General features: G+C 42.2%; 22 protein-coding genes. 11 read left to right on the top strand and 11 right to left on the bottom strand.

Annotated features, from left to right (window positions below; genetic code table 11):
* Nucleotides 1-8: 8 nt before the first annotated feature.
* On the bottom strand, nucleotides 9-2057 hold the full coding sequence (locus ACEYW6_RS26120) for an elongation factor G (protein ID WP_412982046.1): 2049 nt from the start codon (nucleotides 2055-2057) through the stop codon (nucleotides 9-11).
* A 264-nt stretch (nucleotides 2058-2321) separates the two neighbouring features.
* Here ACEYW6_RS26120 and ACEYW6_RS26115 point away from each other — a divergent pair, with 264 nt between their 5' ends.
* The 3 genes from ACEYW6_RS26115 (at nucleotide 2322) to ACEYW6_RS26105 (ending at nucleotide 4367) form a co-directional block, all read left to right on the top strand.
* A complete protein-coding gene (locus ACEYW6_RS26115) occupies nucleotides 2322-3245 on the top strand; it encodes a tetratricopeptide repeat protein (RefSeq protein WP_412982045.1) in 924 nt (307 codons plus the stop codon).
* A gap of 88 nt (nucleotides 3246-3333) precedes the next feature.
* Nucleotides 3334-3882, top strand: coding sequence for a phosphate-starvation-inducible PsiE family protein (locus tag ACEYW6_RS26110; RefSeq protein ID WP_190897048.1), 549 nt, complete (start codon nucleotides 3334-3336; stop codon nucleotides 3880-3882).
* Between the two features lie 239 nt (nucleotides 3883-4121).
* On the top strand, nucleotides 4122-4367 hold the full coding sequence (locus ACEYW6_RS26105; RefSeq protein WP_229461715.1) for a hypothetical protein: 246 nt from the start codon (nucleotides 4122-4124) through the stop codon (nucleotides 4365-4367).
* 121 nt (nucleotides 4368-4488) lie between these two features.
* Here the strand turns inward: ACEYW6_RS26105 and ACEYW6_RS26100 are convergent, their stop codons facing one another.
* The 3 genes from ACEYW6_RS26100 to trpS all read right to left on the bottom strand — a co-directional run bounded on the left by ACEYW6_RS26100 (nucleotide 4489) and on the right by trpS (nucleotide 7431).
* Complete coding sequence (locus ACEYW6_RS26100; RefSeq protein WP_412982044.1) at nucleotides 4489-5316, bottom strand: Rpn family recombination-promoting nuclease/putative transposase; 828 nt, start codon at nucleotides 5314-5316, stop codon at nucleotides 4489-4491.
* Between the two features lie 125 nt (nucleotides 5317-5441).
* Nucleotides 5442-6362 (bottom strand): methylenetetrahydrofolate reductase, encoded by a 921-nt coding sequence (locus ACEYW6_RS26095; RefSeq protein WP_412982043.1) that lies wholly within the window; start codon nucleotides 6360-6362, stop codon nucleotides 5442-5444.
* A gap of 58 nt (nucleotides 6363-6420) precedes the next feature.
* Nucleotides 6421-7431: a tryptophan--tRNA ligase gene (gene trpS, locus ACEYW6_RS26090; RefSeq protein ID WP_196509264.1), complete on the bottom strand. Its 1011-nt coding sequence runs from the start codon at nucleotides 7429-7431 to the stop codon at nucleotides 6421-6423.
* A 255-nt stretch (nucleotides 7432-7686) separates the two neighbouring features.
* On the opposite strand from trpS, the gene ACEYW6_RS26085 reads away from it, so the two are divergent.
* The gene (locus ACEYW6_RS26085; protein ID WP_412982042.1) at nucleotides 7687-7884 is read left to right on the top strand and encodes a hypothetical protein; all 198 of its coding nucleotides are present in this window, start codon (nucleotides 7687-7689) and stop codon (nucleotides 7882-7884) included.
* Between the two features lie 248 nt (nucleotides 7885-8132).
* Nucleotides 8133-9713 (top strand): B12-binding domain-containing radical SAM protein, encoded by a 1581-nt coding sequence (locus tag ACEYW6_RS26080; RefSeq protein ID WP_412982041.1) that lies wholly within the window; start codon nucleotides 8133-8135, stop codon nucleotides 9711-9713.
* On the opposite strand, the gene ACEYW6_RS26075 is transcribed toward ACEYW6_RS26080, so the two are convergent.
* The 3 genes from ACEYW6_RS26075 to ACEYW6_RS26065 all read right to left on the bottom strand — a co-directional run bounded on the left by ACEYW6_RS26075 (nucleotide 9699) and on the right by ACEYW6_RS26065 (nucleotide 12117).
* Nucleotides 9699-9884: a hypothetical protein gene (locus ACEYW6_RS26075; protein ID WP_412982040.1), complete on the bottom strand. Its 186-nt coding sequence runs from the start codon at nucleotides 9882-9884 to the stop codon at nucleotides 9699-9701. The two genes, ACEYW6_RS26080 and ACEYW6_RS26075, sit on opposite strands and share 15 nt — an antisense overlap.
* Before the next feature lie 24 nt (nucleotides 9885-9908).
* Nucleotides 9909-10775 carry a calcium-binding protein gene (locus tag ACEYW6_RS26070; protein WP_412982039.1) on the bottom strand — a complete coding sequence of 289 codons (867 nt, stop codon included), beginning with the start codon at nucleotides 10773-10775 and terminating at the stop codon, nucleotides 9909-9911.
* Between the two features lie 82 nt (nucleotides 10776-10857).
* Complete coding sequence (locus ACEYW6_RS26065; RefSeq protein ID WP_412982038.1) at nucleotides 10858-12117, bottom strand: glycosyltransferase family 4 protein; 1260 nt, start codon at nucleotides 12115-12117, stop codon at nucleotides 10858-10860.
* A gap of 151 nt (nucleotides 12118-12268) precedes the next feature.
* Here ACEYW6_RS26065 and ACEYW6_RS26060 point away from each other — a divergent pair, with 151 nt between their 5' ends.
* Nucleotides 12269-13000 carry a DUF429 domain-containing protein gene (locus tag ACEYW6_RS26060; protein WP_412982067.1) on the top strand — a complete coding sequence of 244 codons (732 nt, stop codon included), beginning with the start codon at nucleotides 12269-12271 and terminating at the stop codon, nucleotides 12998-13000.
* A 37-nt stretch (nucleotides 13001-13037) separates the two neighbouring features.
* Complete coding sequence (locus ACEYW6_RS26055; RefSeq protein WP_412982037.1) at nucleotides 13038-13505, top strand: DUF29 domain-containing protein; 468 nt, start codon at nucleotides 13038-13040, stop codon at nucleotides 13503-13505.
* 69 nt (nucleotides 13506-13574) lie between these two features.
* Here ACEYW6_RS26055 and glgP read toward each other — a convergent pair whose 3' ends face one another.
* Both glgP and ACEYW6_RS26045 read right to left on the bottom strand, forming a co-directional pair.
* Entirely contained in the window at nucleotides 13575-16139 is a 2565-nt protein-coding gene (gene glgP, locus ACEYW6_RS26050; protein WP_412982036.1) for an alpha-glucan family phosphorylase, read from the bottom strand.
* Nucleotides 16140-16752: 613 nt separating this feature from the next.
* Nucleotides 16753-17076, bottom strand: coding sequence for a hypothetical protein (locus ACEYW6_RS26045; RefSeq protein ID WP_412982035.1), 324 nt, complete (start codon nucleotides 17074-17076; stop codon nucleotides 16753-16755).
* Between the two features lie 598 nt (nucleotides 17077-17674).
* On the opposite strand from ACEYW6_RS26045, the gene ACEYW6_RS26040 reads away from it, so the two are divergent.
* The 4 genes from ACEYW6_RS26040 to ACEYW6_RS26025 all read left to right on the top strand — a co-directional run bounded on the left by ACEYW6_RS26040 (nucleotide 17675) and on the right by ACEYW6_RS26025 (nucleotide 22689).
* The gene (locus tag ACEYW6_RS26040) at nucleotides 17675-17839 is read left to right on the top strand and encodes a hypothetical protein (RefSeq protein WP_190897083.1); all 165 of its coding nucleotides are present in this window, start codon (nucleotides 17675-17677) and stop codon (nucleotides 17837-17839) included.
* 644 nt (nucleotides 17840-18483) lie between these two features.
* Entirely contained in the window at nucleotides 18484-19185 is a 702-nt protein-coding gene (locus tag ACEYW6_RS26035; RefSeq protein ID WP_412982034.1) for an acyltransferase, read from the top strand.
* Between the two features lie 312 nt (nucleotides 19186-19497).
* Complete coding sequence (locus tag ACEYW6_RS26030; RefSeq protein ID WP_041566417.1) at nucleotides 19498-19614, top strand: photosystem II reaction center protein I; 117 nt, start codon at nucleotides 19498-19500, stop codon at nucleotides 19612-19614.
* 195 nt (nucleotides 19615-19809) lie between these two features.
* The gene (locus tag ACEYW6_RS26025) at nucleotides 19810-22689 is read left to right on the top strand and encodes a DUF3769 domain-containing protein (RefSeq protein ID WP_412982033.1); all 2880 of its coding nucleotides are present in this window, start codon (nucleotides 19810-19812) and stop codon (nucleotides 22687-22689) included.
* Between the two features lie 272 nt (nucleotides 22690-22961).
* On the opposite strand, the gene ACEYW6_RS26020 is transcribed toward ACEYW6_RS26025, so the two are convergent.
* Together ACEYW6_RS26020 and ACEYW6_RS26015 are read right to left on the bottom strand one after the other, a co-directional pair.
* Entirely contained in the window at nucleotides 22962-23225 is a 264-nt protein-coding gene (locus tag ACEYW6_RS26020; RefSeq protein WP_412982032.1) for a hypothetical protein, read from the bottom strand.
* A gap of 225 nt (nucleotides 23226-23450) precedes the next feature.
* A complete protein-coding gene (locus ACEYW6_RS26015; protein WP_190897017.1) occupies nucleotides 23451-23963 on the bottom strand; it encodes an outer membrane beta-barrel protein in 513 nt (170 codons plus the stop codon).
* Between the last annotated feature and the right edge of the window lie 230 nt (nucleotides 23964-24193).

Below are 24193 nucleotides of genomic sequence, written 5' to 3'. Positions count from 1 at the left end.
ATCCAAAATTACTTACCGTTGCCGTTACCACCATTACCATTGCTGTGAATGACACGTTCGGCAAGCTTTTCCGGCACTTCCTGGAGATGGTCGTATTCCCAGTGGAAGGAACCAACGCCCAAGGTGAGCGATCGCAGCTCTACAATAAAATTCTGCATCTCTGCTTGTGGCAAGAATGCAGCTACATTATCCCAGCCTTGCCAATCATTTCTGCCCTCATAGCCTAAAATTTGCCCCCGCCTACCACTCAAAAGTTGCAGCACTTTGGAGGTAAATTCGCTAGGTGTGGTCACTTCCACCCGCAAAATCGGTTCTAATAGGGTAGGTTCCGCTTGGGGTATCCCCGTTTGCATTGCCAATCGGGCGGCTTGCTTAAAGGCTTGTTCGGAACTATCAACGTTGTGGTATGAACCATTAGTCAGAGTTACCGCTACATCAACTATTGGGAAGCCTAAAGGCCCATGTGTCAGAAATTCCCGCACGCCCATTTCCACTCCAGGAATGTACTGTTTGGGAACCACGCCGCCGACAATGGTTTCATTAAAGTTAAAACCTGTACCACGTGGTAGGGGTTTGATGTCGAGAAAAACATCACCAAACTGTCCGTGACCACCACTTTGGTGCTTATAGCGTCCATGAACTGAAGCTACTGTTTTGCGGATGGTTTCTTTATAAGGCACTTGCGGCAAGTGGGTTGTCATTGGCAAGTTATACTTGCGGCGCAGTCTGTCTAGGGCAACTTGTAAATGAATCTCGCCTTGACCCCACAAGATAACTTCGTGGGTATCGCCATGTTGTTCCCAAGTAAGTGAACAGTCTTCTTCTAATAACTTGGTGATGGCACCGCTGAGTTTAACTTCATCGTTGCGCTTTTCTGGTGTAATGGCGAGAGCATACACTGGTTCCAACTCTACAGCTTTGGGTAATTTTATTGCCGACTGCTGTTCTATAGAGATTGTATCGCCTGTCTTGATTCCTTCTAAACGGCTCAATGCGACAATTTCACCAGCACTAACTTGGTTAACTGACTGCTGTTGTTGACCCATGAGGCGGTAAATTCCACCAGTGCGAATGCCATTGAGGACAATGCCATCAGTTAATTTGCCCCGCCAAACACGCACGAGAGAGAGTTTGCCACCTTGGGGAGTGTAGTAAGTTTTTAATACCTGCGCTAGAGGTGTATCACCTTTTATGTTTTTTAAACGACGTTCTGCTGTGGTTTCTGGTTCGGGGGCTTCCCGTAACAAAGCTTCTAATAGAGGTCTAACACCATAATCTTGTTCTGCTACACCAAAGAAAACGGGCACTACCAAATCTGCCCCTAATTCCATTTTTAAATCTTTGAGGATTTCCTCTTGGGGTGGTTCGATGTCTTCTAAAAGTTCTTCAAGTAAATGATCGTCAAAATTTGCTAAGGCTTCGAGCATTTCTGCCCGTGCTATATGTTCTTCTTCTTTTAAACTTTCGGGAAAGGGGATGGGGTCAGCAGGTGCGCCTGGATGATATTGATATGCCTGTTCACTCACCATATCGATAAAGCCGGTGAGTTGTTCCCCGTTCATGATGGGATATTGATGCGCTACCAGGGGACGGCTAGATACTGCTTTCAGAGCGTGCAAAGTTTCCAAAACGTGAATATTTGCCCGATCCATTTTGTTGACGAAGATGAGGTGGGGAATTTCCCAATCGTCAAGGAATTTAAATAGAGGGGCGAGGGTGAGGACGCGATCGCGGATGGGTTCGCAAACTACAATTGCCGCATCCACTCCTATTAAGGCATTGTACGTTTCTTGGGCAAATTCTACACTTCCCGGACAGTCAATAAAGGTAAAGCGTATGTCGTTATACTCAGTGCTAGCGGCGCTGACTTCTACACTCATGTGGCGATCGCGCGACTCGGCAGAACTATCTCCTACTGTATTGCTGTCCTTAACACTCCCTTTGCGAGAGATTGCCCCTGTGACAAATAACAAGCTTTCTAGTAAAGTGGTTTTTCCACTTAAATAAGGCCCGACAATTGCAACATTCCGCGAACCCGATTTTACTTTTTCGTTCATAAAACCTCCCTTGCGGTAAGTTTTTCCTAACCGCACGATTCTGTATATATCAGGGATAAAAAATGGTTCTCTGGAGTCAAAATTACCCCTTCTTTAATTTGCTATTATCCTCCCTTTAATCGAAAGTTAAAAAAATTGTAGCCTGTCGTAAGATATAGCTTAAGAAAAGTTAATAAATACAAATTTTTATGGCAAATTAAAAATATTTGTAAAAAAGTTTTGATGAAGTAAATTTAACTGAAAGTGTTGCGAGTCAGAAAATCAATGGCATTATCATTCTTTAAATATCGCATAGCCGGGTTAGCAAGTTTGACTCTGCTCGTTGTTAGTATTTCCTTTCCCTCTCTTTCTCTAGCTCCTCCTGTTGCCTTAAAGCTGGCACAATCTAATCCTAAAACTGCCATAGACTGGTTAAACCAAGGCTTACAGGCAATTCAAGCGGGAAGGGTACAAGATGCGATCGCAGCCTTTAAACAAGCAACCCAATTAGATCCAGCATTAGCACCAGCGCACTATAATTTAGGGCTAGCATTCCGACAAACAGGACAATTGCAACCCTCTGCGGATGCATTTTATCGAGCGACGCAAGCCGATCCCAAATTTGCTCCAGCTTTTGCGAATTTAGGTGGTGCGTTGTTAGAAGGCAATAATTTACAGTTAGCTAACGATTATTTGCAACGCTCGTTAGAACTTGATCCCAAACTCGGATTTGCCCACTATAACTTGGGATTAGTACAAGAACAGCAACGAGATTGTGAGCGAGCGATCGCATCTTTTAAAAAAGCCATAGAATATAGCAAAAATGCACCAGAGCCTCCTTATCATATGGGGATGTGTTATCTCCAACAAGGCAAACTCGATCAAGCCAAAGATGCTTTTAATCAGGCAATAAAAATTAATCCGAAGTACCCCGAAGCTTACTACAATCTCGGTTCAATTTGGTTTCAGCAACGCAAATCACAAGAAGCATTAGAGGCTTTTAGAAAATCAGCCGAAGCTAACTCTAACTATCCTAATGCTTATTATGGTGCAGGGTTAGTTTTTATGCAGTTACAGCAATATGGAGATGCAGTACAAGTATTGCAATTTGCTAGAGATTTATATAATGCTCAGGGTAATCCTCAGTGGGCGAAAAATGCCGAACAATTGTTGCAACAAGCACAAAATTTAAATTACCAACCTCGCTGATGCGCAAAAACTTAATATTGCATAACATAAAACTATTGGGTTGACTCGCTGGTGTTGTCTGAACTTGTCCCGATTGGAAAAAACGTACATGCAAAAGCGCCCGAAGAGTCGATTTTTATTTAGCGATCGCTGGCTTGATCGGCAATCAATTGTTCGCAACATGGAAGCCTTTCAAGACTTAATTGTGATTGTTTTGTGTTTGGGTTTGTTCGCCGTCATGCTAATCCAATTGTGGGGGATAGCTATCGCCCTCACGCAGCCACTAGACTATAAACATGTGACTGCAAAAATACTATTTGTGTTGATTTTAGTCGAGTTATTTCGACTATTAATGGTCTATTTGCAAGAACATAGTATCTCTGTAGGAGTGGCAGTTGAGGTAACAATTGTATCTCTACTGCGAGAGGTAGTAGTTCACGGAGCGCTGGAAATTTCTTGGGTTAATACGCTTGCAATTTGTGGTTTGTTGTTTGTTCTGGGTGGACTACTCGTGGTCTGTGCTAAGACACCACACATGGATTGTATGAGCGCTAACACTAAGTTTTGTCCGGTTGTGTATAGAGGAGGTAGGGAACGGCAAAATGATTTGGAATTACAGTATTCACGTCAATGTGATGAAAATCAACCTCTTGGATAAATTCTTATGAAAATAGGCAGTGGGGAGTCGGGAGTAGGGAGTGGGGAAAAAGTATTTTCTTACTCTATGCTCCTTTGCTGACTATGCCTCAAGTAGTTTGACGCATCTAAAATCTAAAATGGTATAGTCTAACCTTGCAAGGTACTTCCGACGTATTGAAATATACTCTTTTTGGAAGATGAATCCCTCTTTAAGGGTGAGTATAAAGTTAATTAGAAATTCTAAAAGAGGGTCAAGCCATGACTACAAATACAGGTAATGGACAGTCTCAAGAAGTAATTAGCAATTTGGAGTATGATTTCGTCACCGTTTTGCACAACAAGGCTGAAGCCGTTAAAGCTTACGATATTTACATCAAAGATGCAGAGCAAGTAGGTTCCCAGCCTTGTGTAGAGTTATTCCAAAAATTGCGCCAATCTGATCTTGAGCAAGCACAAGAGGTTCGTCGGCATCTACAAGAAGTGATGCAACACGGTAAGATGTAACCCAGGTTTTAATTTAAGTGCGTAGGCCTAGCCCGTCGTAGACATCGCTTCTTTTATGTTTAGTTTCACTAAACCAGAAGCAATCGCACTTGCTGATGACATTAGACGCAAGCAGTGCCCACTATGAGCTAGGCTGATTCTGGGCTGCTTGCTGTACTTGCGCCACCGTTAAATCGAGAGCCACCGCCAATTGTTCTACACTCAATCCTAATGCTAACAACCGGGGAATAGCTTCTAACTTAGCCTCTTGGCGACCTTCCTGGCGACCTTCCTGGCGACCTTCTTCTAAGCCGTCTTCCTTGATTGATTGATACATCCTTGTTTTTTTGAATTCATCGTCTATACCTAACATTTCTGCTAACTCCTCTCGGCTTAACCGGGTAAATTTGTACAACAGAATAGTCTCTATCAATTCTACAATTTGCTTGGTGGTAGCTTCATCTGCCAGTTCTTGTCTTGCTTGTAAAATCAATTCTCTACCTTTGTCAATGGCTGTCTCTTCCCTTTCTATAATTAATTTAACGATCGCAACTTGAAGTGAGTTGTCTTCTGAATCTAATTCATCTAGATAAATGCGTTGCACTTGTGAACTGTTTAGCAGCAACTGATACGGCTGTTGGTCTTGCGGATCTAAACTTCGTTGCGGATAGATGACAACAGCACGCCAAAAATTGACTGATTCGTTTTGACGCAAGTAAAGAAAGATTTCGGCAAAGAAGCGTCTATAAAAATTTGAGTCTAATTGAAACTGAACTTCAACAAAGTAAAGTGGTTGGTTTGTGGTTTCACTTGTGGGGATGAATACCCCATCAATCCTAAAAGCAGTTTCTTTTAGCTCAACTGAAACAAATTCATAGGCGTTGACATTGGTAGTCATGTCGCCAATTATGGCAAAAAATATGCTAGGAAAAGCTTGAAATAAGCTATAAAATATTTTGTCAGTTTGCACCTAGATTTAGTCAAAGGAACATTGGATATTGAAAGTCTATCAAAAATAGTGTAAACGCGTCTGTTTCAGTATAAAAAAGCAGATGGGGAAAACCATCTGCTTTAATAAAAGATTCGTTATCTTCTTTACTTGGATACTAACTGATTAACTGGAGCAACCCCAGCCAAATCTAAAATTGGCGCGATCGCATCTTCACGCTTCACCGCCATCATGTGAACCCCTTGACATAATTGCCGCGCTATCTGCACTTGCTCGGCGGCAATTTTTATCCCTTCCTCAAAAGGGTCTTTGGCTTTTGCCAATCTATCAATAATATGTTGGGGAATATTTACCCCCGGAACACATCTATTAATAAACTGGGCATTTTTTGCCGATTTCAACAGAAAAATTCCTGCCAAAATCGGTTTTTTATAACCAGCGGCAATGTTATCCATAAACTTTTCTAGCCGCTCAAAATCGGTAATCAACTGACTTTGAAAAAACTGCGCTCCAGCTTCAATTTTGCGTTCAAATCGACTTTGCAAACCCGACCAACTCTTACATTGTGGATCTACTGCTGCACCAACAAATAAATCTAATGCTCCATCAGTCAAGGGTTTTTCATTACAATCAACGCCTTGATTCATCTTCCGAATCAGTTGCAGCAGTCGCACAGCTTCCAAGTCAAACACTGCTTTGGCATCTGGATGATCACCTGCTTTAACTGGGTCGCCAGTCAAAGCTAAAATATTACGGATACCTAAAGCATGAGCGCCCATCAGGTCAGCTTGTAAACCAATGCGGTTGCGATCGCGGCAAGCAATTTGACAAATCGGCTCTATACCGTTTTGTAACAAAATCACTGATGCCATTAACGAAGACATCCGTAATACTGCGCGGCTACCATCAGTAACATTGACAGCATGAACCCTTCCCTTAAGAGTCGCCGCCATTTGAATCATGTGCGCTGGATCTCCCCCTTTTGGCGGTGCTACCTCAGCAGTAACTAGAAATTCACCTGCTTGTACAGCTCTGCGGAAGGCTGTGTGGCTATGGGTGTGATGCATAACATTAAGAATTTCAATTTCTTAAATGGTATAGCAAGTCACACCGAAAAGGGAAAACTTATAGAGGAAGAGAGTAGCCTAAAGCAGCTTTTACTTGTGATAAAGTTTGATTTGCGATCGCTCTAGCTTTTTCCCCTCCATCCCGCAACACAGACTCTAAATAGCTTTTATCCTCTGTTATCGAGTGATATTTTTCTTGAATTGGTTTCAGGGACTCAATAATTGTGTCCGTCAACAATGGCTTGAATTGCCCCCAGCCCATATCCTGACACTCAACTGCGACATCTTCCTTTCTCTTCCCAGAAAGCAATGTATACAGCGTTAACAAATTATTACACTCTGGACGCGCTGGATCATCGAAAGTCAGCCCCCGAATCGGATCAGTTTTACAACGCTTAATTTTGTATTGAATCTGTTCTGGTGAATCTAGCAAACTGATTCGGCTTAACTCCGAAGGATCAGACTTCGACATTTTACGTGTACCGTCCGCTAAACTCATCACCCTTGCCCCTTCCTTGCGAATCAAAGGGTCTGGTAACTTCAGAACTGGTTGATCTGGTTTACCAAATTGGTGATTTAACCGAGCTGCAATATCTCGTGTCAATTCCAAGTGTTGCTTTTGATCTTCACCCACTGGCACTTTATCCGCTTGGTAAAGCAAGATATCAGCTGCCATTAGCACAGGGTAATCTAATAAACCTGCACTCACATTTTCTCCTTGTTTAACAGCCTTTTCCTTGAACTGGATCATGTCTTGCAGCCAGTTTAGAGGTGTAATGCAGTTGAGCAACCAAGTGAGTTCACTGTGGGCCGAAACGTGGGATTGTACAAAGATGGTGGAGTGATTTAAATCAAGACCACAGGCTAGATAGAGAGCAGCAAGAGTGTAGGTATCAGCTGCCAACTGTGTTGGGTCGTGTGGCACTGTAATCGCGTGCAAATCAGCCACAAAAAGGTAATTTTCGTATTCGCTCTGACCTTCTACCCAGTTGCGAATGGCTCCCAAGTAGTTACCTAGATGGTAATTGCCCGTTGGTTGAACTCCAGAAAGAACACGTTGCTTGCCCATAAATTCCAATTTAATTATCTCAAATCCGCGCTAGTAAAATGGCGATGTCTGGCGACAAGTCGCTTGCGCCTACGCAAAACTCATTTAATTTTGACATTTTCCAGGTCAACTCGCCGTTGTGGGATGAGAGATTTTAACTCAACTCGGATTGCTATAAAAACTCTTCACGAAAGAAAACGATAACTTAGTGTGTTAACCACAGCTTGTTGAGTGGGGCATTGCAATGCTTTACTGTAGTCTGTTGAAGTCGATGCAATGGCATTGTTGGTCGATGCAATGGCATTGTTGGTCGATACAATCGCATTGTTAGTCAATACAATCGCATTGTTAGTTGATGCAATGGCATTGTTGGTCGATACAATCGCATTGTTAGTCAATACAATCGCATTGTTATTCAATACAATCACATTGTTAGTCAATACAATTGCATTGCAAGAGGTTGCGTTTACATAACACGGCAATACAAATACTAAATCGCAAAACGCCGCAATTAAACATGATTTCGACGTTTTATTACAACGGCGGTAATCCTGCTAATTAATTAAAAATTACATTTGCATCTGCAAATGTCTATCTAAAGACAGATAGATAAAGAATAGGGGTAATGGGATCGTAGCATCATCTCTGCAATCAGCATCCAAAACACGGATTGATCAAAAGTAAAAATTTTCCAACCAAAATTTAATTAGAGGACTACAGCAATGAAAGTACTCTTACTTTACCCTCGCTTTCCTAAAACGTTTTGGTCTTACGACGAATTCATGAAAATAGCGGGGCTTAAAGCATTTATCCCACCGTTAGGGATTCTAACTGTTGCCGCTATGCTACCAACAGACTGGGAAGTTCGGTTTTATGACCGCAATGTTAATCAAGAAACAGATGCTGATTGGCAATGGTGCGACATCGTGATTCTTTCAGCGATGCTTGCACAGAAAGAAGATTTTCTCGCCCAAATTCACAAAGCAGCGCAACTGGGAAAAAAAGTTGCTGTGGGTGGCCCTTATCCGACCTCAGTACCAGAACCTGCCCAAAAAGCAGGAGCTAACTATTTGATTTTAGATGAAGGGGAGATTACAGTTCCGCAATTTTTAGATGCGATCGCTAAAGGTGAAGAACAAGGAACATTTCGCGCTCTTGAAAAACCAGATGTCACCCAAAGCCCCATACCTCGCTTTGATTTACTCAAACGAGATGATTACTTAATGATGGCAATCCAGTTTTCTCGCGGTTGTCCTTTTGAATGCGAATTCTGTGACATTATCAATCTATACGGTCGCAAACCACGTACCAAAGAACCCAGTCAAACTCTAGCAGAACTGCAAACCCTCTATGATTTAGGCTGGCGTGGATCTCTGTTCGTAGTAGATGATAACTTCATTGGCAATAAACGCAATGTGAAACGCCTCTTACAAGAATTAATCCCCTGGATGCAAGAACGCAATTATCCCTTCACCTTCCTGACTGAAGCTTCCGTCAACCTAGCAGAAGATCCTGAGCTATTAGAACTAATGGCTAAAGCTGGCTTCTACGCAGTCTTTTTGGGTATTGAAACACCAGATCAAGACAGCCTGCAAGTCACCCGCAAGTTTCAAAATACCCGCAATCCCCTGTTAGAAGCCTGTCGTACCATCAATGAAGCTGGATTGTTGATCTATGCAGGATTTATCATTGGTTTTGATGGCGAAAAGTCTGGCGCTGGAGAGCGAATTCAAGCTTTTATTGAAGAAACCAGCATTCCTCAACCGATGCTCGGTATACTACAAGCCCTTCCCAATACTGCCCTTTGGGAAAGACTAAAACGAGAGGAGCGATTATTAGAAGGATTTGGAGGTTTGGAGGTGGGGGATCAGAATTCCTTAATGAATTTTGTTCCTACCCGGCCGATGGCTGAAGTTGCTAAAGAATATTTAGAGGCAATTTGGAAAATATACGAACCCAAAAACTATCTCCGACGTTGTTTTGAACAATGTCTGAAGATTACACCTAATCCGCAACTACAGCAGACAATGTATTTTCCTCCTGGTAAAGGACTGCGACTACTTGCACACTTGCTCTGGCGACAAGGCTGGCAACGGCAGGAAATTCGGGGTCAATTTTGGCAACAGCTTTGGGCTATTCTCCGTACCAAGCCCCAATTCGTGAATATGTATTTGGGTTTATGTGCTGCTGGTGAGCATTTTTGGGAATACCGCCTTTTAGCCAGAGAGCGCATTACTGAGCAATTAGGATTTGATCCGCTGACCACGCCTATCCCTGTTGAACAACCATTAGTCACAATTTGAGATTATACCAATTTGAAATAATAATGCGGCAAATGGTCTATTTGTAGAGACGCGATTCATCGCGTCTTTACCCAAGGACGTGTTGCAACCATTAATTGAATTGGTATTAGTTGATTGTCGAGCGATCGCTAATGTGTTTTTATAAATAGCGATCGCATTAATTTTATTCACAAAAACCAAACTTTTAAATTCGATTTACCTCTCTGCTAAACCCACCTGTCCACCAATTAGCCCCAAAAATCCTGTTCCAGAGTGCTGAATCTCCAAAAAACTTGCTTGCTCTGATGAGGTTTTATAAATCCGAAATGTCTTCATAATTCCCAAGGTTGCAGCACTTTCTAAAGGCCCAACAAAGCTAATATCCCGGTCAAGGAAAGAAGTTTGATTAGCCCAATGAGTCATCTGATTTTCATTCAAAAAATAGCAGCCTGCGTGAGGATTGAGGGCACGACAAAAGGTAATTGGTGCATTCATAATTGTACCTTTGAGTTCCTGTTGCTCCTGCACATTTTGAAAGGGAGCCGTTACTCGTAAAGCCAAATCCCCATCAATGTAAGCTTTATTAACCAAACCGTAAGGGGAGACTTCATAACGATTTGGCTGGAGCAAATTTAAATCACCTGCTTGTTGAGTAAACCAGTTTAATTTTATAAAAAACCAAGGATCATGGATAATTAGGTCATCTTCCAAAAAGCAATAGTAATCATATTGGCCGAGACAACTTTGCAGAACAGCTTGACACTCAAAACCCAAAAGCAGAGGTTCTACATTAGTAGAATGATGCTTATATAAAGATGATGGTAAAGGAAGCTGATTCAAAAGATGATTATCTTTGGTTGTACAAATAACAATATCTAGTTCGTGAGACTGTGGTTGGTTGGCAGGAAAAGCTATTCGTTGAGCAATGTTGATGATACTTTGAGATTTACCAAATAATTGGTGTAAAGCGACAAGGCTTTTAGCTAAAGCCTGCAAGCGTGGTTGGGGGTCTTTGCATTGGGAAGCATGGCGACCCTCACTGCTAGGTTTAAAAAAATGGGCAATAGTAAAAATAATTCGCATTTTAAATATCGCTTTGATACTTCTCTGTCATTTGTCCTTTGTTGGTTGTAACTAATGACTAATAATTAATGACTAATGACATCTAATTTATGCCAAATCCTTTAGGATGTGGGCGCTTTTTCAAACTGTCAGAACTTTTACCAGCCAACATCCATTGCAAATGCTGTGGTAACAGTTTCGCCAAATCATAACGCTTCAGAATTGTCTCTCGCGCCTTTGCACGAATAGCGTTCATCTCCTGAGGATGATTCAGCGCTTCTTCAACTCTATTAGCAATATTCTGAGGAGAAAAGAAATCTACCAGCAGTCCATTCACTCCATCCTGTACGACTTCCAATACTGGTGGAGTCTTAGAAGCGACTAGTAAACATCCTGCTGCCATTACTTCCAACATTGACCAGGATAGAACAAAAGGACGGGTTAAATAAATATGAGCAGAAGAAGCTTGCAAAACCTGAAGGTACTCATTATAAGGAAGCCTATCTGTAAAGTGCAGTCTAGATAAATCCAAAGATAATTTTTCTAGCATTAATTGTTTATAAGTCTTACCATCGGGGAGATTTTTACCATAAGCAACCCTATCTTCTCCCACAACTACCACATGACACTTAGGTCGTCGCTGCTGAAGTAGCGCTACCGTTTCCATAAACTGCGGAAAACCTCTATAAGGTTCCATTCCCCGTCCCACGTAAGTTACTAACTCTTCCACATGGGAAAGGTCAAGATTTATTCTTGGTAAAACTAACTTTGCATCTGGTTTGGGAACAAAATATTTGGTATCAACACCATCGTGAATTACAGTGAGTTTGCTATGATATTCTCTGGGAAACTGCTGACGCTGCCAATTCGTCGGAGAAAGACCGCGATCGCAGCTATATAAATCAGTCAAAATCGGCGCATTTTTGACGCGGATGCGGCATTCATCATCAGCATTAAGTGGTTCATTGGGATCAAAATCTGCATCTGAACCGTGAGCATGGTAAAACCACTCAAAATAACACAATAATTCTGCTTTGGGGAAAACATCTTTCATAAACAAAGTCGGCCCCCAACCAGAATGGCCATAAACTATATCTGGAACGAAACCTTCGGCTTTTAATTTTTCTGCTACGCGATAGACAGCCTGAGCGGTAAGAACAGCATTTTCCAGGTTGCGAACATAGTGGTGAGTTTGGGGAGCAGCTTCACGAGAAGGAGTGTAAATAACTTTATAAACGCCAGGTATTTCCCCTTCACGACGATTTGTCCCAAAGACGACTTTGTGATTAGGATCTTTACCTAAAACTGTCGCTAGGTTGCGAAATTGCGAGGGAAAATTGGGATGTAAAAATAAAATTTTCATTGGAATAATCTTGATTAATTTATTGCGAGATAAAATAAATTAAGGCAAGCTGCTTAAGATTATAAGATTATTTATCACGATTTTTAGCAAGTAAATTTAGATAAATGGTTACCCGAAAATGCGAAAATAATCGCAAATTCGTGTTATGACCATGAAATTTATTGGCATTGATTTTGGCTGGAAATCTCAACCAAGTGGACTATGCTGCTTAGAATGGATAGACGGACAACTGCAACTACTTGATCTAGACCGCAAAGAAGCCATTGCAGACATTCTCACCTGGATCGATCAAAGTGTACAACCAGACGAACCAGCCATCATCGCCGTAGATGCACCTACCCTCATACCCAACGCTAGCGGGAGTCGCCTCCCCGACAAACTCAGCCATAAGTACTTTGGTAAATATCATGCGGGATGCTACCCAGCTAATCAAAACCTACCCTTCGCAGAGCGCACCCTCAACTTTGGTTTAGAATTAGAATCCCGTGGTTTTGCACATGCACCCACCATTGAACCGCAAAAACTCAGCAGATATCAAATAGAAGTTTTTCCCCACCCAGCAATCGTTAATCTATTTAACTTAGAACGCATCCTCAAATACAAAAAAGGACGCATCAGTGAACGCCGCTTAGAACTAATCAAACTCCAAAATTATCTTCTCGATATTCTCCCCTCCTTCTCTCCTCCTCTGCACCTCTGCGCTTCGTTTCTTCTTGAAATCCCCACGACAGGCGCAGCCCTCAAAGCAGTTGAAGATAAACTAGATAGCTTAATTTGCGCCTATGTTGCCGCTTATTGGTGGTATTGGGGAGAACAACGTAATTTAGTATTAGGCGATCGCACCACTGGCTACATTATCATTCCCCAGAGAATATTATCCTAAAATTGTAATATCCTAAGATTTAAGTCCAGGAGGTTTTATGCAAGGAGTTAGTTCTAACTTGAGTTTAAAAGATCTTTATGAAATTGATGATCATCTCTGGTTAGAGGAAACAATCAAGCTATTGAAAGCTAAACATTTAGAAAAATTAGATTTAGAAAATTTAATTGAGGAGCTAGAAAATTTGGGTCGTAGAGACAAAGCCCAGGTTGCTAGTTTATTAGAACAAATTATTAGACATCTTTTATTGCTGCAATATTGTACAGAAAAATCTCAATATAATTCTGGACATTGGAAAGCAGAAATTAGAAGTTTTAGAAATCCATTAAAACGTAATTTGACAACGAACTTATATCAATATTTAGAAAATGAACTAGTATCAATTTATGATGATGCTTTAGGATATGTAATTGAGAAAACCGAAGGCAAACTATATAAGTTGCCTCAATATTGTACTTATACCTTAGAACAGCTAGTAGATATTAATTATCTACCTGAAAACTTGTAAAATAAAAGGCGTTGCTAAACCTAAATCAGCAACGCCTTTTCTTGAGTATTCAATAACTACCCAGCACTCTTACTCTGCCCAAGCAATCAACCTTGGTTCATAAGGATTAGCCAGGTGTGGATTTTTCGGCAATACACGCAACGATAAGCCTTGCAAACCAGAAGCGGTATAAGTAATATTACCCGTGTAAATGCTCAATTGCTGTGCATCTTCGCCTTGGTAATCCATCACCACTGGTATAGCGTTGACAATCTCACCATTGGCATCGATCGCACCTTGATATAATTCCACCTGCACATCATCATTTGTCAAAGTTGCTAAGTCAACCTTGGCTTTGACAGCAACGGTTTGGTTAACTTCAATGTCTGAAGCTGCCGATACATCAACATCTTTGATTCTGATGTTGAACCAGTGTTCGCTTAGTTTTTCTTTCCAAGCAGCTAGTTCTTTTGCTGGGGCATAGTTATCAACAGTCAGAGTATGATAGCGATCGCTAGCCGGGAAATAAGCTCTTTGTGCATATTCTCCTACCATCCGCGCTGTATTAAAGAACGGACAATTCAACCGAATTGCATCCTTCATTTTGGCAACCCACGGACGGGGTAAGCCATCACTATCACGATGTTCGTAAAATAGCGGTACAACTTCCTTCTCTAACAACTCGTAAAGAGCATTTGCTTCTACTTCATCTTGGTAGTTAGGATCGTCGTAATTCTCTCCATGTCCAATTGCCCAGCCCGTGCGGACGTAATCAGCTTCATCCCACCAACCATCTAGTACACTTAAATTCGGCAAGCCATTCATTGCGGCTTTCATGCCACTAGTACCAGAGGCTTCTCGTGGACGACGCGGTGTATTTAACCAGATATCGCAACCCGCAACCATCAACCGGGATATGTGAATGTCGTAATTGGGAACAAACACTACCTGTTTTTCTAAATGTTGTTCGCGGATAAAGTGATTTATCTCGCGGATCAGTTCTTTACCGGGAATATCCTTAGGATGTGCCTTACCAGCAATCACAAATTGCACTTTCCGGTCTTTGTTAGCTAGTAAAAGCCGCTTAATGCGATCCAAATCACGCATCCAGAGGGTGGCGCGTTTGTAGGTGGCAAAGCGACGAGCAAAGCCAATGGTGAAAGCGTAAGGATCTAAAACTTCTTGGGCTTGGACAATTTCGGAAGCCGAAGCGCCGCGATCGGTTAAATGCTTAACTAAATGCTCCCGCACATACAAAATCATATCCAAACGGCAGCGTTCATGATTGCGCCACAATTCTTCATCGGGTATGGCGTCCATCCGATCCCACAATGGGCTATCTGGTGGTGCTGATGACCAATTTGGGCCGAGGTAGCGATCGTACAATTCTTGAGTCGATTTAGCCACACAACTCCGAGCATGGACACCGTTGGTAATTGCTGCGATCGGCACTTCTTCTACTGGCACTTTCTGCCACAAGCCCTGGAACATTTGCCGCGATACCACACCATGCAGTTGTGCGACACCATTAGAAAATGTTGCCATCTTCAGCGCCAGCACCGCCATACTGAAAGGCCCAGACAAATCACCTGTATTCTCGCGCCCCAGCCCTAAAAATTGCTCTTTGGGCAACCCAAATATCTCTGCATAGTACCCCAAGTAATGCAGCATTTTGTCAGGAGCGAACAAGTCAATTCCTGCCGGTACTGGCGTGTGGGTAGTAAAGATGTTACTGGAAGCCACTACCTGTTTAGCTTGGGCATAATTCAGTCCTTCTTCCTGAATCAGCAAGCGGATGCGTTCTAAGGCAGAGAAGGCGGCGTGGCCTTCATTCATGTGGTAGGCGGTAACTTTCAGCCCCAAAGCTTTGAGCATTTGCACACCACCGATCCCCAGCATGATTTCCTGGTGGATACGCATATCGATGTCGCCACCGTACAGCTGATCTGTGATGTCGTGATCGTAAGTGTTGTTGGGTTCAATGTTAGTGTCCATCAAATACAGGGGAACCGTTCCTACCTGTACGCGCCAAACTCTGGCATACACCTTGCGTCCTGGATAATCTACCGCAATCCGCAGTTCTGAACCATCGGCATTGCGCTCTAAATGCAAGGGCATATTGTAGAAATCGTTGAGCAGGTAGCGTTCTTGCTGCCAGCCATCGGCATTGAGATACTGGGCAAAATAGCCTTGCTGATACAGTAAACCTACGCCCACAAGGGGTAGCCCCAAGTCACTGGCAGATTTGAGGTGATCCCCCGCCAGAACGCCCAAACCCCCTGAATAGACTGGCAAACAATCTACAAGTCCAAATTCCGCCGAAAAATAGGCGTAGCATTCTTTGGGTTTCTGCTCCCGTTGTTTCTGATACCAAGTGCGCTCTTGCAAATAATCTTCTAACTGACGAGCAGATCGATCCATTTGCGCTAGGAAGCCTTCATCTTCGACAACTTCCAGAAGCCGCGATTGAGAGATAGTACCGAGCATCAACACCGGGTTATGATGGCTAGACTCCCACAGGTCAGAGTCTAAGCGACGGAATAAATCTTTAGTGTCAACGTTCCAATCCCAGTGCAAGTTATATGCCAGCCGCCGTAGTGGTTCGAGTCGTGGCGGTAGTGAAGGGGATACGTTAAATGTGCGAATTGGCTGCATAAGTTGGCAAAACTCCAAGTTTAGCTATGGTTATTGTTTACTCTCTTTACCAATGTTGCCAATTCTTTATACAGTAGTTTGTGAAAAAGCGATGACTTTGTTAAGCATTGAGAATTCTTTTTAACCTCGTTGCTAAAGTTTACACCAAGGTGTTTCTAATTCTATGCGTTAGCCTCAGCCATATACTTGGTATATTAAAATTTAATCATTTACTGCCATATATAACTGAAAAAAAATTTAGTTTTGAAGAAATAATTTATATTTATTTTAGAATTGATTCCGGGGATCAATCTAAGTCCTTGGCTGAGGGTGAAAATTCTGCATAGCGGCTTACAGGAACACTTAAAACTTTAATTATTTTTTAATAAAATTGTCCTAGTGTAGAGACAGTGTGAGAAGAAAGACTTAATATAATAATTCTTCGGTCAAGGTTAGCTCAAGGTCATGAGACACCAAATAGCTTGTTGTAAACATCGCCTAAAATTGGCTGGTGTAAAAACAACACCAAGCAGTTAACTAGGAAAAGCGATGCCTGCGGCGGGCTACGCCTATGCTAACTACTTGGTATAAATTTTGATGCCAAACCAGGAAAATAACTTACGAAGGTGTTATTTTAAGCGCCTAGTGAAGGTTGATCTTTAGTATTTTTTGTCATCGACAAAGCTACAGCTGCTGCATAGGCAATCTCCGCTGCCATTTGATAAGCAAGTTTGATACTCGATGAAGCGTCCTTGGCTTTAGGAGAGAGAGAAGCTTTTTTTCGGCGCGACTCTTGTTTGACATCACCTGCCACAACAGATCGCTGTAAAATGATCCAGGCATCTAGGTCTTCTGAGTCATAATTACTTTGAAGTTGCGATCGCAGTTGATCTTCGGCTACAACACTCAGATAGCCGATAGTTAGAGCTTCTTGGACAATTTCTTTAATTAAAGCCATAATTTGAACCAAGTGTGTGAGTTAAAACCGATACCTCAATGTGGGCATTTGATGTTGTTTTGGGGACTTCTCCTGGAAACTAAACTGCGTTTTAGCTTTCTTTCAATAAAATTTATAACAAGTAGTCCCAAGCACACATCACCCGCTTGGCTCACCCGAATGGGTGATTTACAAATTTTTAGATATAAGTAATAGGTAAGAGGAAAATTTTTAGCTTTTTAACAAAGAGGGTGTCATAAGTATAGTAGATATCATTCTGAGTTTAACATTTAATTATAAAATTACTTACACAAACAACTTGAAAAATATAGACAAAAGTGCCAATTAACCCCTTAGAGCATTTTTCAACTGATTGAACTACAGCCCTCTCTGCTCTCCCTACTTAAGGGATTTTTTCTAAATGTATAAAATTATTTAAGAGTAGCGTAGGCTTTGCCCGCCGTAGGCATCGCTCCAGTAAAAAAATTAACTGATTTCCTCTATTCTCATCAACAACCAACTGGGAAATAAACTTATTTAATAAGATTGTTCCACTAAAAATAAAATGTGTTATCGTTAAAAACAATTGTTATTAAAAGCCATTCATGTAATTACAAATATGAATTGGTTAGTCCGTAAATCATCTGTGTGCAACATGATTGGAGCAGCATACTCTAGAAATTCGTTGCAAGAAAGCCGTCATAGCAGTCGGGGAAGCGCTTACTTGTTTGCACCGATGGTTAACTTCAATGTGATGGCTGATGTGGGAGATAATCCACCCTAGTTGGGTTTAATTTGGGAAAAATTCCCATAAAAATCCAGCAATAATTACATTGTCATGCTAGGCATAAATTTTATCTGAACTTTGAATATAGTCTAGTTAAATGTATTGTTTGTTGCAAAATAGCTTGTCGAGCTGAGTTGTTTAAAAAGACTAAAACCGCCTGAAAGAAAGTAGCTTCAACGTAAACAACTCAATCTCTAATTGTGTAACAAGCTTTGCAAATTTGCCGGAAAACCAAAACAGTAGCCTATCTAAACCAGCAATTTTGCTCATCAGACAATTTAATAGTCTGAGGTTTGACTCTGCAATATACTGAAATTGTTTTGTTAATTGTTATGGTTAAAAAGAAGCCGAATTTTTACGTACCTATAGTACAAAAGCTTCTAACGACTTAACGCAATTATGCATATCAATTGGGTGATTATACACATCTAAGTTCAAGAATTGCTCACATAGTCAAAGCCAGACTATGGTTTTTCAAATATTGGAAAACCATCTATAAATATGGGTAAATTCGGTAATATTGCCAGATAAATTTAACGTATTAATAAATACAAAATTTTTTGGTGCTGGCAGAAGATTAGGATACAACGAAAACAACTTTCAAGACTCCCAACAAAAATTGACTTAAGAGATATGTAGCCATGCATAATCAGAAATATTTTTCAAAATTGCAGCGCGTGCAAGAACTTTTAGTAACTACTGTATTAGGAGATATTCCTACACTTATTCTCGGTCCAAAGTTGCGTAATTTGGGATATCGTAGTATTTTTGCCAGAATAGGCAGCCCAGTTTTTATTCAAAATGGTGTTGAATTTAACGGTACTCCTTGTATTGAGATAGATAGTGGAGTATATATTTTCAAGGGTGTGCGGATGGATGCTAGAGGACACAAAAATAATAGAATTCATCTAGGAAATAGAGTCGCCATTGAGCGTAACGTTGATATAGGGTCTTTGGAAAATACCTGTATACATATTGATGAAGACACCTTCATTGCTCCCAACGTGTGTATTGAGGGGCCAGGAGACATTAAAATTGGTAAACACTGCTTGATTGCTTCCCACTCAGGGATATACGCCAATAATCATAATTTTGCCGATCCGATGAAGCCGATTAAATACCAAGGTGTTACTCGCAAGGGAATTGTGATTGAGGATGACTGTTGGCTAGGGCATGGAGTAACGGTGTTAGATGGGGTTACCATCGGTAAAGGCAGTGTTATTGGTGCGGGAGCAGTTGTCAATAGAGATATTCCTCCTTTTTCTGTTGCTGTAGGCATACCTGCACGAGTAATCAAAAACCGAATTGGCAAAGACCTAGTAAAAGTTCAAACCGAAAAATAGGGGATAGGGAACAGGTGACAGTAACTATGTTCCCTTTTTAAGAAACTTTTGCCGTCAGTCAACGTCACAAGAGTAGCCAGCCTCTGAGTTATTTCTTAGGGTCATCTAAAAGTCAGACAACTGACATCTTGCACCATTCTCAATAACCGTAGGGTAGGCACTGCTAGTCCCTAATCTCCAAGTCCCCAGTCCCAAGTCCCTAGAGTCCTCTAAAAAAGGGGCAAGATTTGGGTAATATAAAGTAGCTATCTTTTCTGCATCGCAGATCGTGAAAGAAAAGCTTTCTTTGTCTTACCAGTTGGAGATATTTCTATGCTGACTTTAAAAATCGCTGTTTATATTGTTGTTGCCTTCTTCGTAACTATCTTCATCTTCGGATTTTTATCGAACGATCCCGCTCGTAACCCCGGTCGCCGGGACTTAGAGTAAAAGGGCGATAAATTATCCGCGACTTTGGAAGGCGGAAAATACTAAACGCCACAGAAACTTACTAAGCGAAAGTTAGTAAGTTTCTTCCTCCAGGTAGCTTGCTGTAGGTAGCAGAAGGCGACAGTCGGAAGGCAAAATGTATGTTTATCCTTCCCTTCGTCATTTGGCTGTTTGTTAGCCCGATTTTGCTCAAATATGCTTCATCCAGTTCTGCCGCCCGATCCGCCTCCTATCGTCGAATCTTTACAACCTGTAAATCCCGCCTCATCTGCTAGTCATATAAGGTTTCTTTCAGGTGTAGATACTGGAATAAACGAAAAGACAGATAAATCCAAGCAGCCCAAGGTTTTGGCTCAATTGGCAATTACGGATAATGCAAAGAGTGATCCGCAATTGCCAACTTCGATCAACTCAACTCAGGATGACTTGGTAGTTAGCGAAACTTCCTCTGTACCTGATTCACCAGAAACCTTCCCACCAAAAACTTCCCCACTGAGCGATTCTGGATCTGCCGCACTTTTGGGGCGATCGCTGGTCGTTGGTTATCCCACGCAGGAGGTTAAAACCTCTAATCGCCAAGATAAAGAAGACACAAAGACAAGTTCGAGCATCGGCATTCGGCGTTCGGAACTTGTCCTAAGAGCGGCGTTACGCAAACGGGAGACGCAAAGAGAAGCCACTGCGTTGCCAAGAAAAGTTGGAGCGGAGGCTTCCTCTGTAAATGTAAAACGTGAATCTTCTCAAAAACTCGGTGAGCGATGTCTAACGACAAGCTGCTTTGCGTCTACGCCAGATTCCAATTCTAGTAGTGAAGAAAAACAAACCTTTTTGGACTCTGGTAGCTTTAGAGTTGCCCCTAGTCCCGTTGTCGCTCAATCTCCGCGTCCTCTTCAAAATGCCCCAAGTGCCACAAATAGCAATGTCGAGTCCAAGAGGGAAATTTTAACTGAGAAGTTAACCCAGCAAAAACAGCAAAGTGATATTACTGCACCACAGTCTTCAGAAAGAGACAATATCTCTGTATCTGCTGCTGATCTTGCACCGAGTTCTCAATCAGTACAAAATTTTATCAAATTCAAGTCTCGTAACCCGACAAACCAACTATCTGCGCCCATCACTGTAGAATTCAATTCCCAAGTCCAACAACAAACTCAAGCACCAACGCCTACACCAGAGGTAGACACCACCAATCAGCCACAAGCGCCAGCTAGCACGCCGCCGACCAAACCGAGAATTGTAGAAGTCACTTCAGATCGGCAAGAGTATGACGAACAACGGCGAATTATTACAGCTGTTGGAAATGTAGTTGTGCGATTTGATGGGGCGGTGGTGGATGCCGATCGCCTGCAAGTCAATTTAGACAACTTGATTGCTGCGGGGGAAGGCAACGTAACTTTAACACGGGGCGATCAGGTACTGCGCGGACAACGCTTTACCTATAACTTTGTTCAAGATAATGGGGAACTGGAAAATGGTAGAGGAGAAATTTACGTACCCTCAGCACAAACAGATTTTGCTTTTTCACCCACGGGTATAACTGCTGGTGGAGTTCCAAAACGTCCGCCCAGCGATCGCATTAGAGCCAATCAGCCCCTTTCCGGTGTGAGCAGCCCTGGAGGAATTGATGTGACATTTGGTGGTCAGTCAGATGCTAGCAACATCCCACCACCGAAAGCAGGGGGTGCAGTTAATCGGCTCAGGTTTGAAGCTGAAAACATTGACTTCTATCCACAAGGGTGGCAAGCAAGGGATGTCCGCATCACAAATGATCCTTTTTCGCCCCCAGAACTAGAATTACGCGCAGATACAGTAACTCTGACGCGAGAGACACCCTTGGTAGACCGCATCAGGACACAAGGGCAGCGTTTGGTATTGGATCAAACAATCTCCTTACCAATTCCCGTGAATCAGCGGACTATTGACCGTCGGGAGCGGGACGTTACACCTGCAATAGTCTCCCCCGGCTATGACGGAGAAGATCGGGGTGGTTTGTATATTGAGCGTGGCTTTCCAGTGATCGATACAGAGCGGACAAGCTGGACGATCACGCCTCAGTTGCTAGTACAAAAAGCTGTGCAAGGAGGTACGGGTGACTTAGGCGCACTGTTTGCTGTCAAGACGAAGATAAATTCTGTTTTGAGTCCACGAGCAGTAATTGAAGGGACTGGGGAGTTAACCAGCTTGGACTTGAACAAGGTGGAAGAAAATTTGCGGGTGAATTTGGGATTGCGCCAGATATTAGGGACTTCTCTTCCCCATACATTGAATCTGCAATATAACTACCGTGATCGTCTCTACAACGGTACTCTCGGCTTTCAAACCGTCCAGAGCAGTCTTGGCGGTATTATTACCTCTCCTGTGATTCCTTTAGGAAAGAGTGGCATCAACCTCACCTATCAGGCAGGCGCTCAGTATATCAATGCCAACACCGATCGCCAAGACTTGCTAGAACCGCAGCGGGAAAATGATCGCATCTCACTAGGTCGTTTACAAGGCAGTGCTTCCCTCAGTAGAGGGTTGTTGCTGTGGCAGGGAAAACCATTAGCACCCACTGCCAGTGAGGGATTACGATACACGGCTACTCCTGTAGTTCCTTACTTGCAAGCGATCGCTAGCCTCACAGGCACTTCCAGTTATTACACCAATGGTGATAATCAAAGCACTCTAACTGGTACAATTGGCTTACAAGGGCAAATTGGTCATTTTTCTCGACCTTTTTTCGACTATACCGCCTTTAATATTAGTTATTCTCAAGGCTTAAATAACGGATTATCACCCTTTTTGTTTGATCGCTCTGTTGATAACAAAGTGTTGAGCGCTGGGATATCACAGCAAATCTATGGCCCTTTTCGCTTAGGCTTTCAAACTTCTGTTAACTTGGATACTGGTAGAGAAACTAGCACTGACTACATTTTGGAATATAGCCGTCGCACCTATGGCATCACCTTGCGTTACAATCCGGTGCTGGAGTTAGGCGGCTTCAGCGTCCGAATTAGTGATTTTAACTGGGGTGGCGGCACTGATCCATTTTCTGAAGTTAAGCCAGTGGTAGGTGGCGTGCAACAGGATTATTAATGAGAACGAGTCAGAATTCAGTATTTAGAATAACCCCATGAATGAATTCAGGGTTTCAATAAAGTTACTAAGATTTATTCTTCTGGACGGGTAAATCTGCTGGCTCTGTAACCTCGATTTGCCACACAGGCGCACAGAATTCAGTATGAATTCTGGCTCCTGACTTCTGAATTATTTTTGGTCAAACAGTTATAAGTTGCCCTAATCGACACTTGAATTCTCTAACCGCAATTGATACTTGTTGTTTACAGATTTTCTATCTTTTGCCTAGTTTAAGGATTTGGCACAACTCGACAGGCTACACTAGGTATTCTCAGGTTGGCATAGTTGCCGCATAATTGAACACGTGATGGTGGTTGGTGTAGCGTTGCACAGCATCTTTGAACTGCGGCTTGATACTCTCGCCATTGCTTACGGATTGCAATACTTGCAGCATCGTTACCTAAGTCTGAAAATCTTAGCCCAGCCCGAATCAGCCAAGATTCTACATCAGTGGTTTCACCCAGTATTTCTGGAATGGGATTCATATTTTTCATGAGTAATATCTTATACGTAGACGTATTTGAAATTGCTCATTTCACTTTAAGAGAAACTATCAATAATAACCAATATAATTTTTTCTTAAAATCATAAATAAAAATGATTGAAAAAGGGTTCATATCTGAGTACGGTTACTCAGATATGACAGAATGAATCAATCTCACGCCTGGCTAACATCATCGCCCTAGCTTCCGAATAAGCTGTTTTCTAGCTCGGAATCACTAGAAACGATAGCCTAATCCGGCTTGAAAGCTGACGGCATCAGCATCACTATTTCTGTAAGCGTCAATGCCCCATTTAGTATCGCCATAGGCAATGACATTGTTGCTAACTTCTGATTCAATACCAAGGGTAACTACAGGTGCATTCTGATTGCCCAATGGAGTTTTTTGACCTTCATCAGTTACAAAAGAATAACCACCACCGAAGTAAAGGTTAGTGTTTCTGGCGATAGGCGCATCGTAAGTCACTATGGGCATAATTGCGGCAGCATCACCACCATACAGCACAGAACCCCGCACTGAAACAGGTGCATTGGGAACGGCGTAGCGTCCTTGAATATTACCACCAAATTGTGCTTCATCGTTTCCTTGTCCGCCACTGGTTGCACCAGCCGCAACACCAGCACCGATGTAGTTACCGTTAGTACCAGCTGTTTGAGCAGAAGCAATTCCGGCCGAGAGGACAATGGAAGCAACAGCTAGGAAAGAGGCAGCTAATTTTGTAAGTTTCATAGGATTTTTCTCACTAGAGTTAGGTAAAATCAATGTTCTCTAGTACTAGAATCTCTTTTTTTACAAAATGTAACCTCGCACATCTGGCTCACCCAAGTGGCTGAATTATTTCTCACCCACCTGGGTGTACAAACTGAAATATTCAAAGAACAGTTAAGTAGCTAGACATGATTAAATATAAAACGCTCAACTGAATAATTACCATTGTTTGCACGATTTTGAATAGTATA

Source organism: Nostoc sp. UIC 10607 (assembly GCF_047228265.1).
GTDB lineage: Bacteria > Cyanobacteriota > Cyanobacteriia > Cyanobacteriales > Nostocaceae > Nostoc > Nostoc foliaceum_A.
The sequence above is the reverse complement of the archived record's forward strand: the minus strand, read 5'-3'. Positions and strand labels throughout refer to the sequence as shown.

Excerpts from the sequence above, each read along its gene's own strand:
- ACEYW6_RS26120 (WP_412982046.1), bottom strand. The coding sequence starts at position 2,057 with ATGAACGAAAAAGTAAAATCGGGTTCGCGGAATGTTGCAATTGTCGGG.
- ACEYW6_RS26115 (WP_412982045.1), top strand. The coding sequence starts at position 2,322 with ATGGCATTATCATTCTTTAAATATCGCATAGCCGGGTTAGCAAGTTTG.
- ACEYW6_RS26110 (WP_190897048.1), top strand. The coding sequence starts at position 3,334 with ATGCAAAAGCGCCCGAAGAGTCGATTTTTATTTAGCGATCGCTGGCTT.
- ACEYW6_RS26105 (WP_229461715.1), top strand. The coding sequence starts at position 4,122 with ATGACTACAAATACAGGTAATGGACAGTCTCAAGAAGTAATTAGCAAT.
- ACEYW6_RS26095 (WP_412982043.1), bottom strand. The coding sequence starts at position 6,362 with ATGCATCACACCCATAGCCACACAGCCTTCCGCAGAGCTGTACAAGCA.
- trpS (WP_196509264.1), bottom strand. The coding sequence starts at position 7,431 with ATGGGCAAGCAACGTGTTCTTTCTGGAGTTCAACCAACGGGCAATTAC.
- ACEYW6_RS26085 (WP_412982042.1), top strand. The coding sequence starts at position 7,687 with ATGGCATTGTTGGTCGATGCAATGGCATTGTTGGTCGATACAATCGCA.
- ACEYW6_RS26080 (WP_412982041.1), top strand. The coding sequence starts at position 8,133 with ATGAAAGTACTCTTACTTTACCCTCGCTTTCCTAAAACGTTTTGGTCT.
- ACEYW6_RS26070 (WP_412982039.1), bottom strand. The coding sequence starts at position 10,775 with ATGCGAATTATTTTTACTATTGCCCATTTTTTTAAACCTAGCAGTGAG.
- ACEYW6_RS26065 (WP_412982038.1), bottom strand. The coding sequence starts at position 12,117 with ATGAAAATTTTATTTTTACATCCCAATTTTCCCTCGCAATTTCGCAAC.
- ACEYW6_RS26060 (WP_412982067.1), top strand. The coding sequence starts at position 12,269 with ATGAAATTTATTGGCATTGATTTTGGCTGGAAATCTCAACCAAGTGGA.
- ACEYW6_RS26055 (WP_412982037.1), top strand. The coding sequence starts at position 13,038 with ATGCAAGGAGTTAGTTCTAACTTGAGTTTAAAAGATCTTTATGAAATT.
- glgP (WP_412982036.1), bottom strand. The coding sequence starts at position 16,139 with ATGCAGCCAATTCGCACATTTAACGTATCCCCTTCACTACCGCCACGA.
- ACEYW6_RS26045 (WP_412982035.1), bottom strand. The coding sequence starts at position 17,076 with ATGGCTTTAATTAAAGAAATTGTCCAAGAAGCTCTAACTATCGGCTAT.
- ACEYW6_RS26040 (WP_190897083.1), top strand. The coding sequence starts at position 17,675 with ATGAATTGGTTAGTCCGTAAATCATCTGTGTGCAACATGATTGGAGCA.
- ACEYW6_RS26035 (WP_412982034.1), top strand. The coding sequence starts at position 18,484 with ATGCATAATCAGAAATATTTTTCAAAATTGCAGCGCGTGCAAGAACTT.
- ACEYW6_RS26030 (WP_041566417.1), top strand. The coding sequence starts at position 19,498 with ATGCTGACTTTAAAAATCGCTGTTTATATTGTTGTTGCCTTCTTCGTA.
- ACEYW6_RS26025 (WP_412982033.1), top strand. The coding sequence starts at position 19,810 with ATGCTTCATCCAGTTCTGCCGCCCGATCCGCCTCCTATCGTCGAATCT.
- ACEYW6_RS26020 (WP_412982032.1), bottom strand. The coding sequence starts at position 23,225 with ATGAAAAATATGAATCCCATTCCAGAAATACTGGGTGAAACCACTGAT.
- ACEYW6_RS26015 (WP_190897017.1), bottom strand. The coding sequence starts at position 23,963 with ATGAAACTTACAAAATTAGCTGCCTCTTTCCTAGCTGTTGCTTCCATT.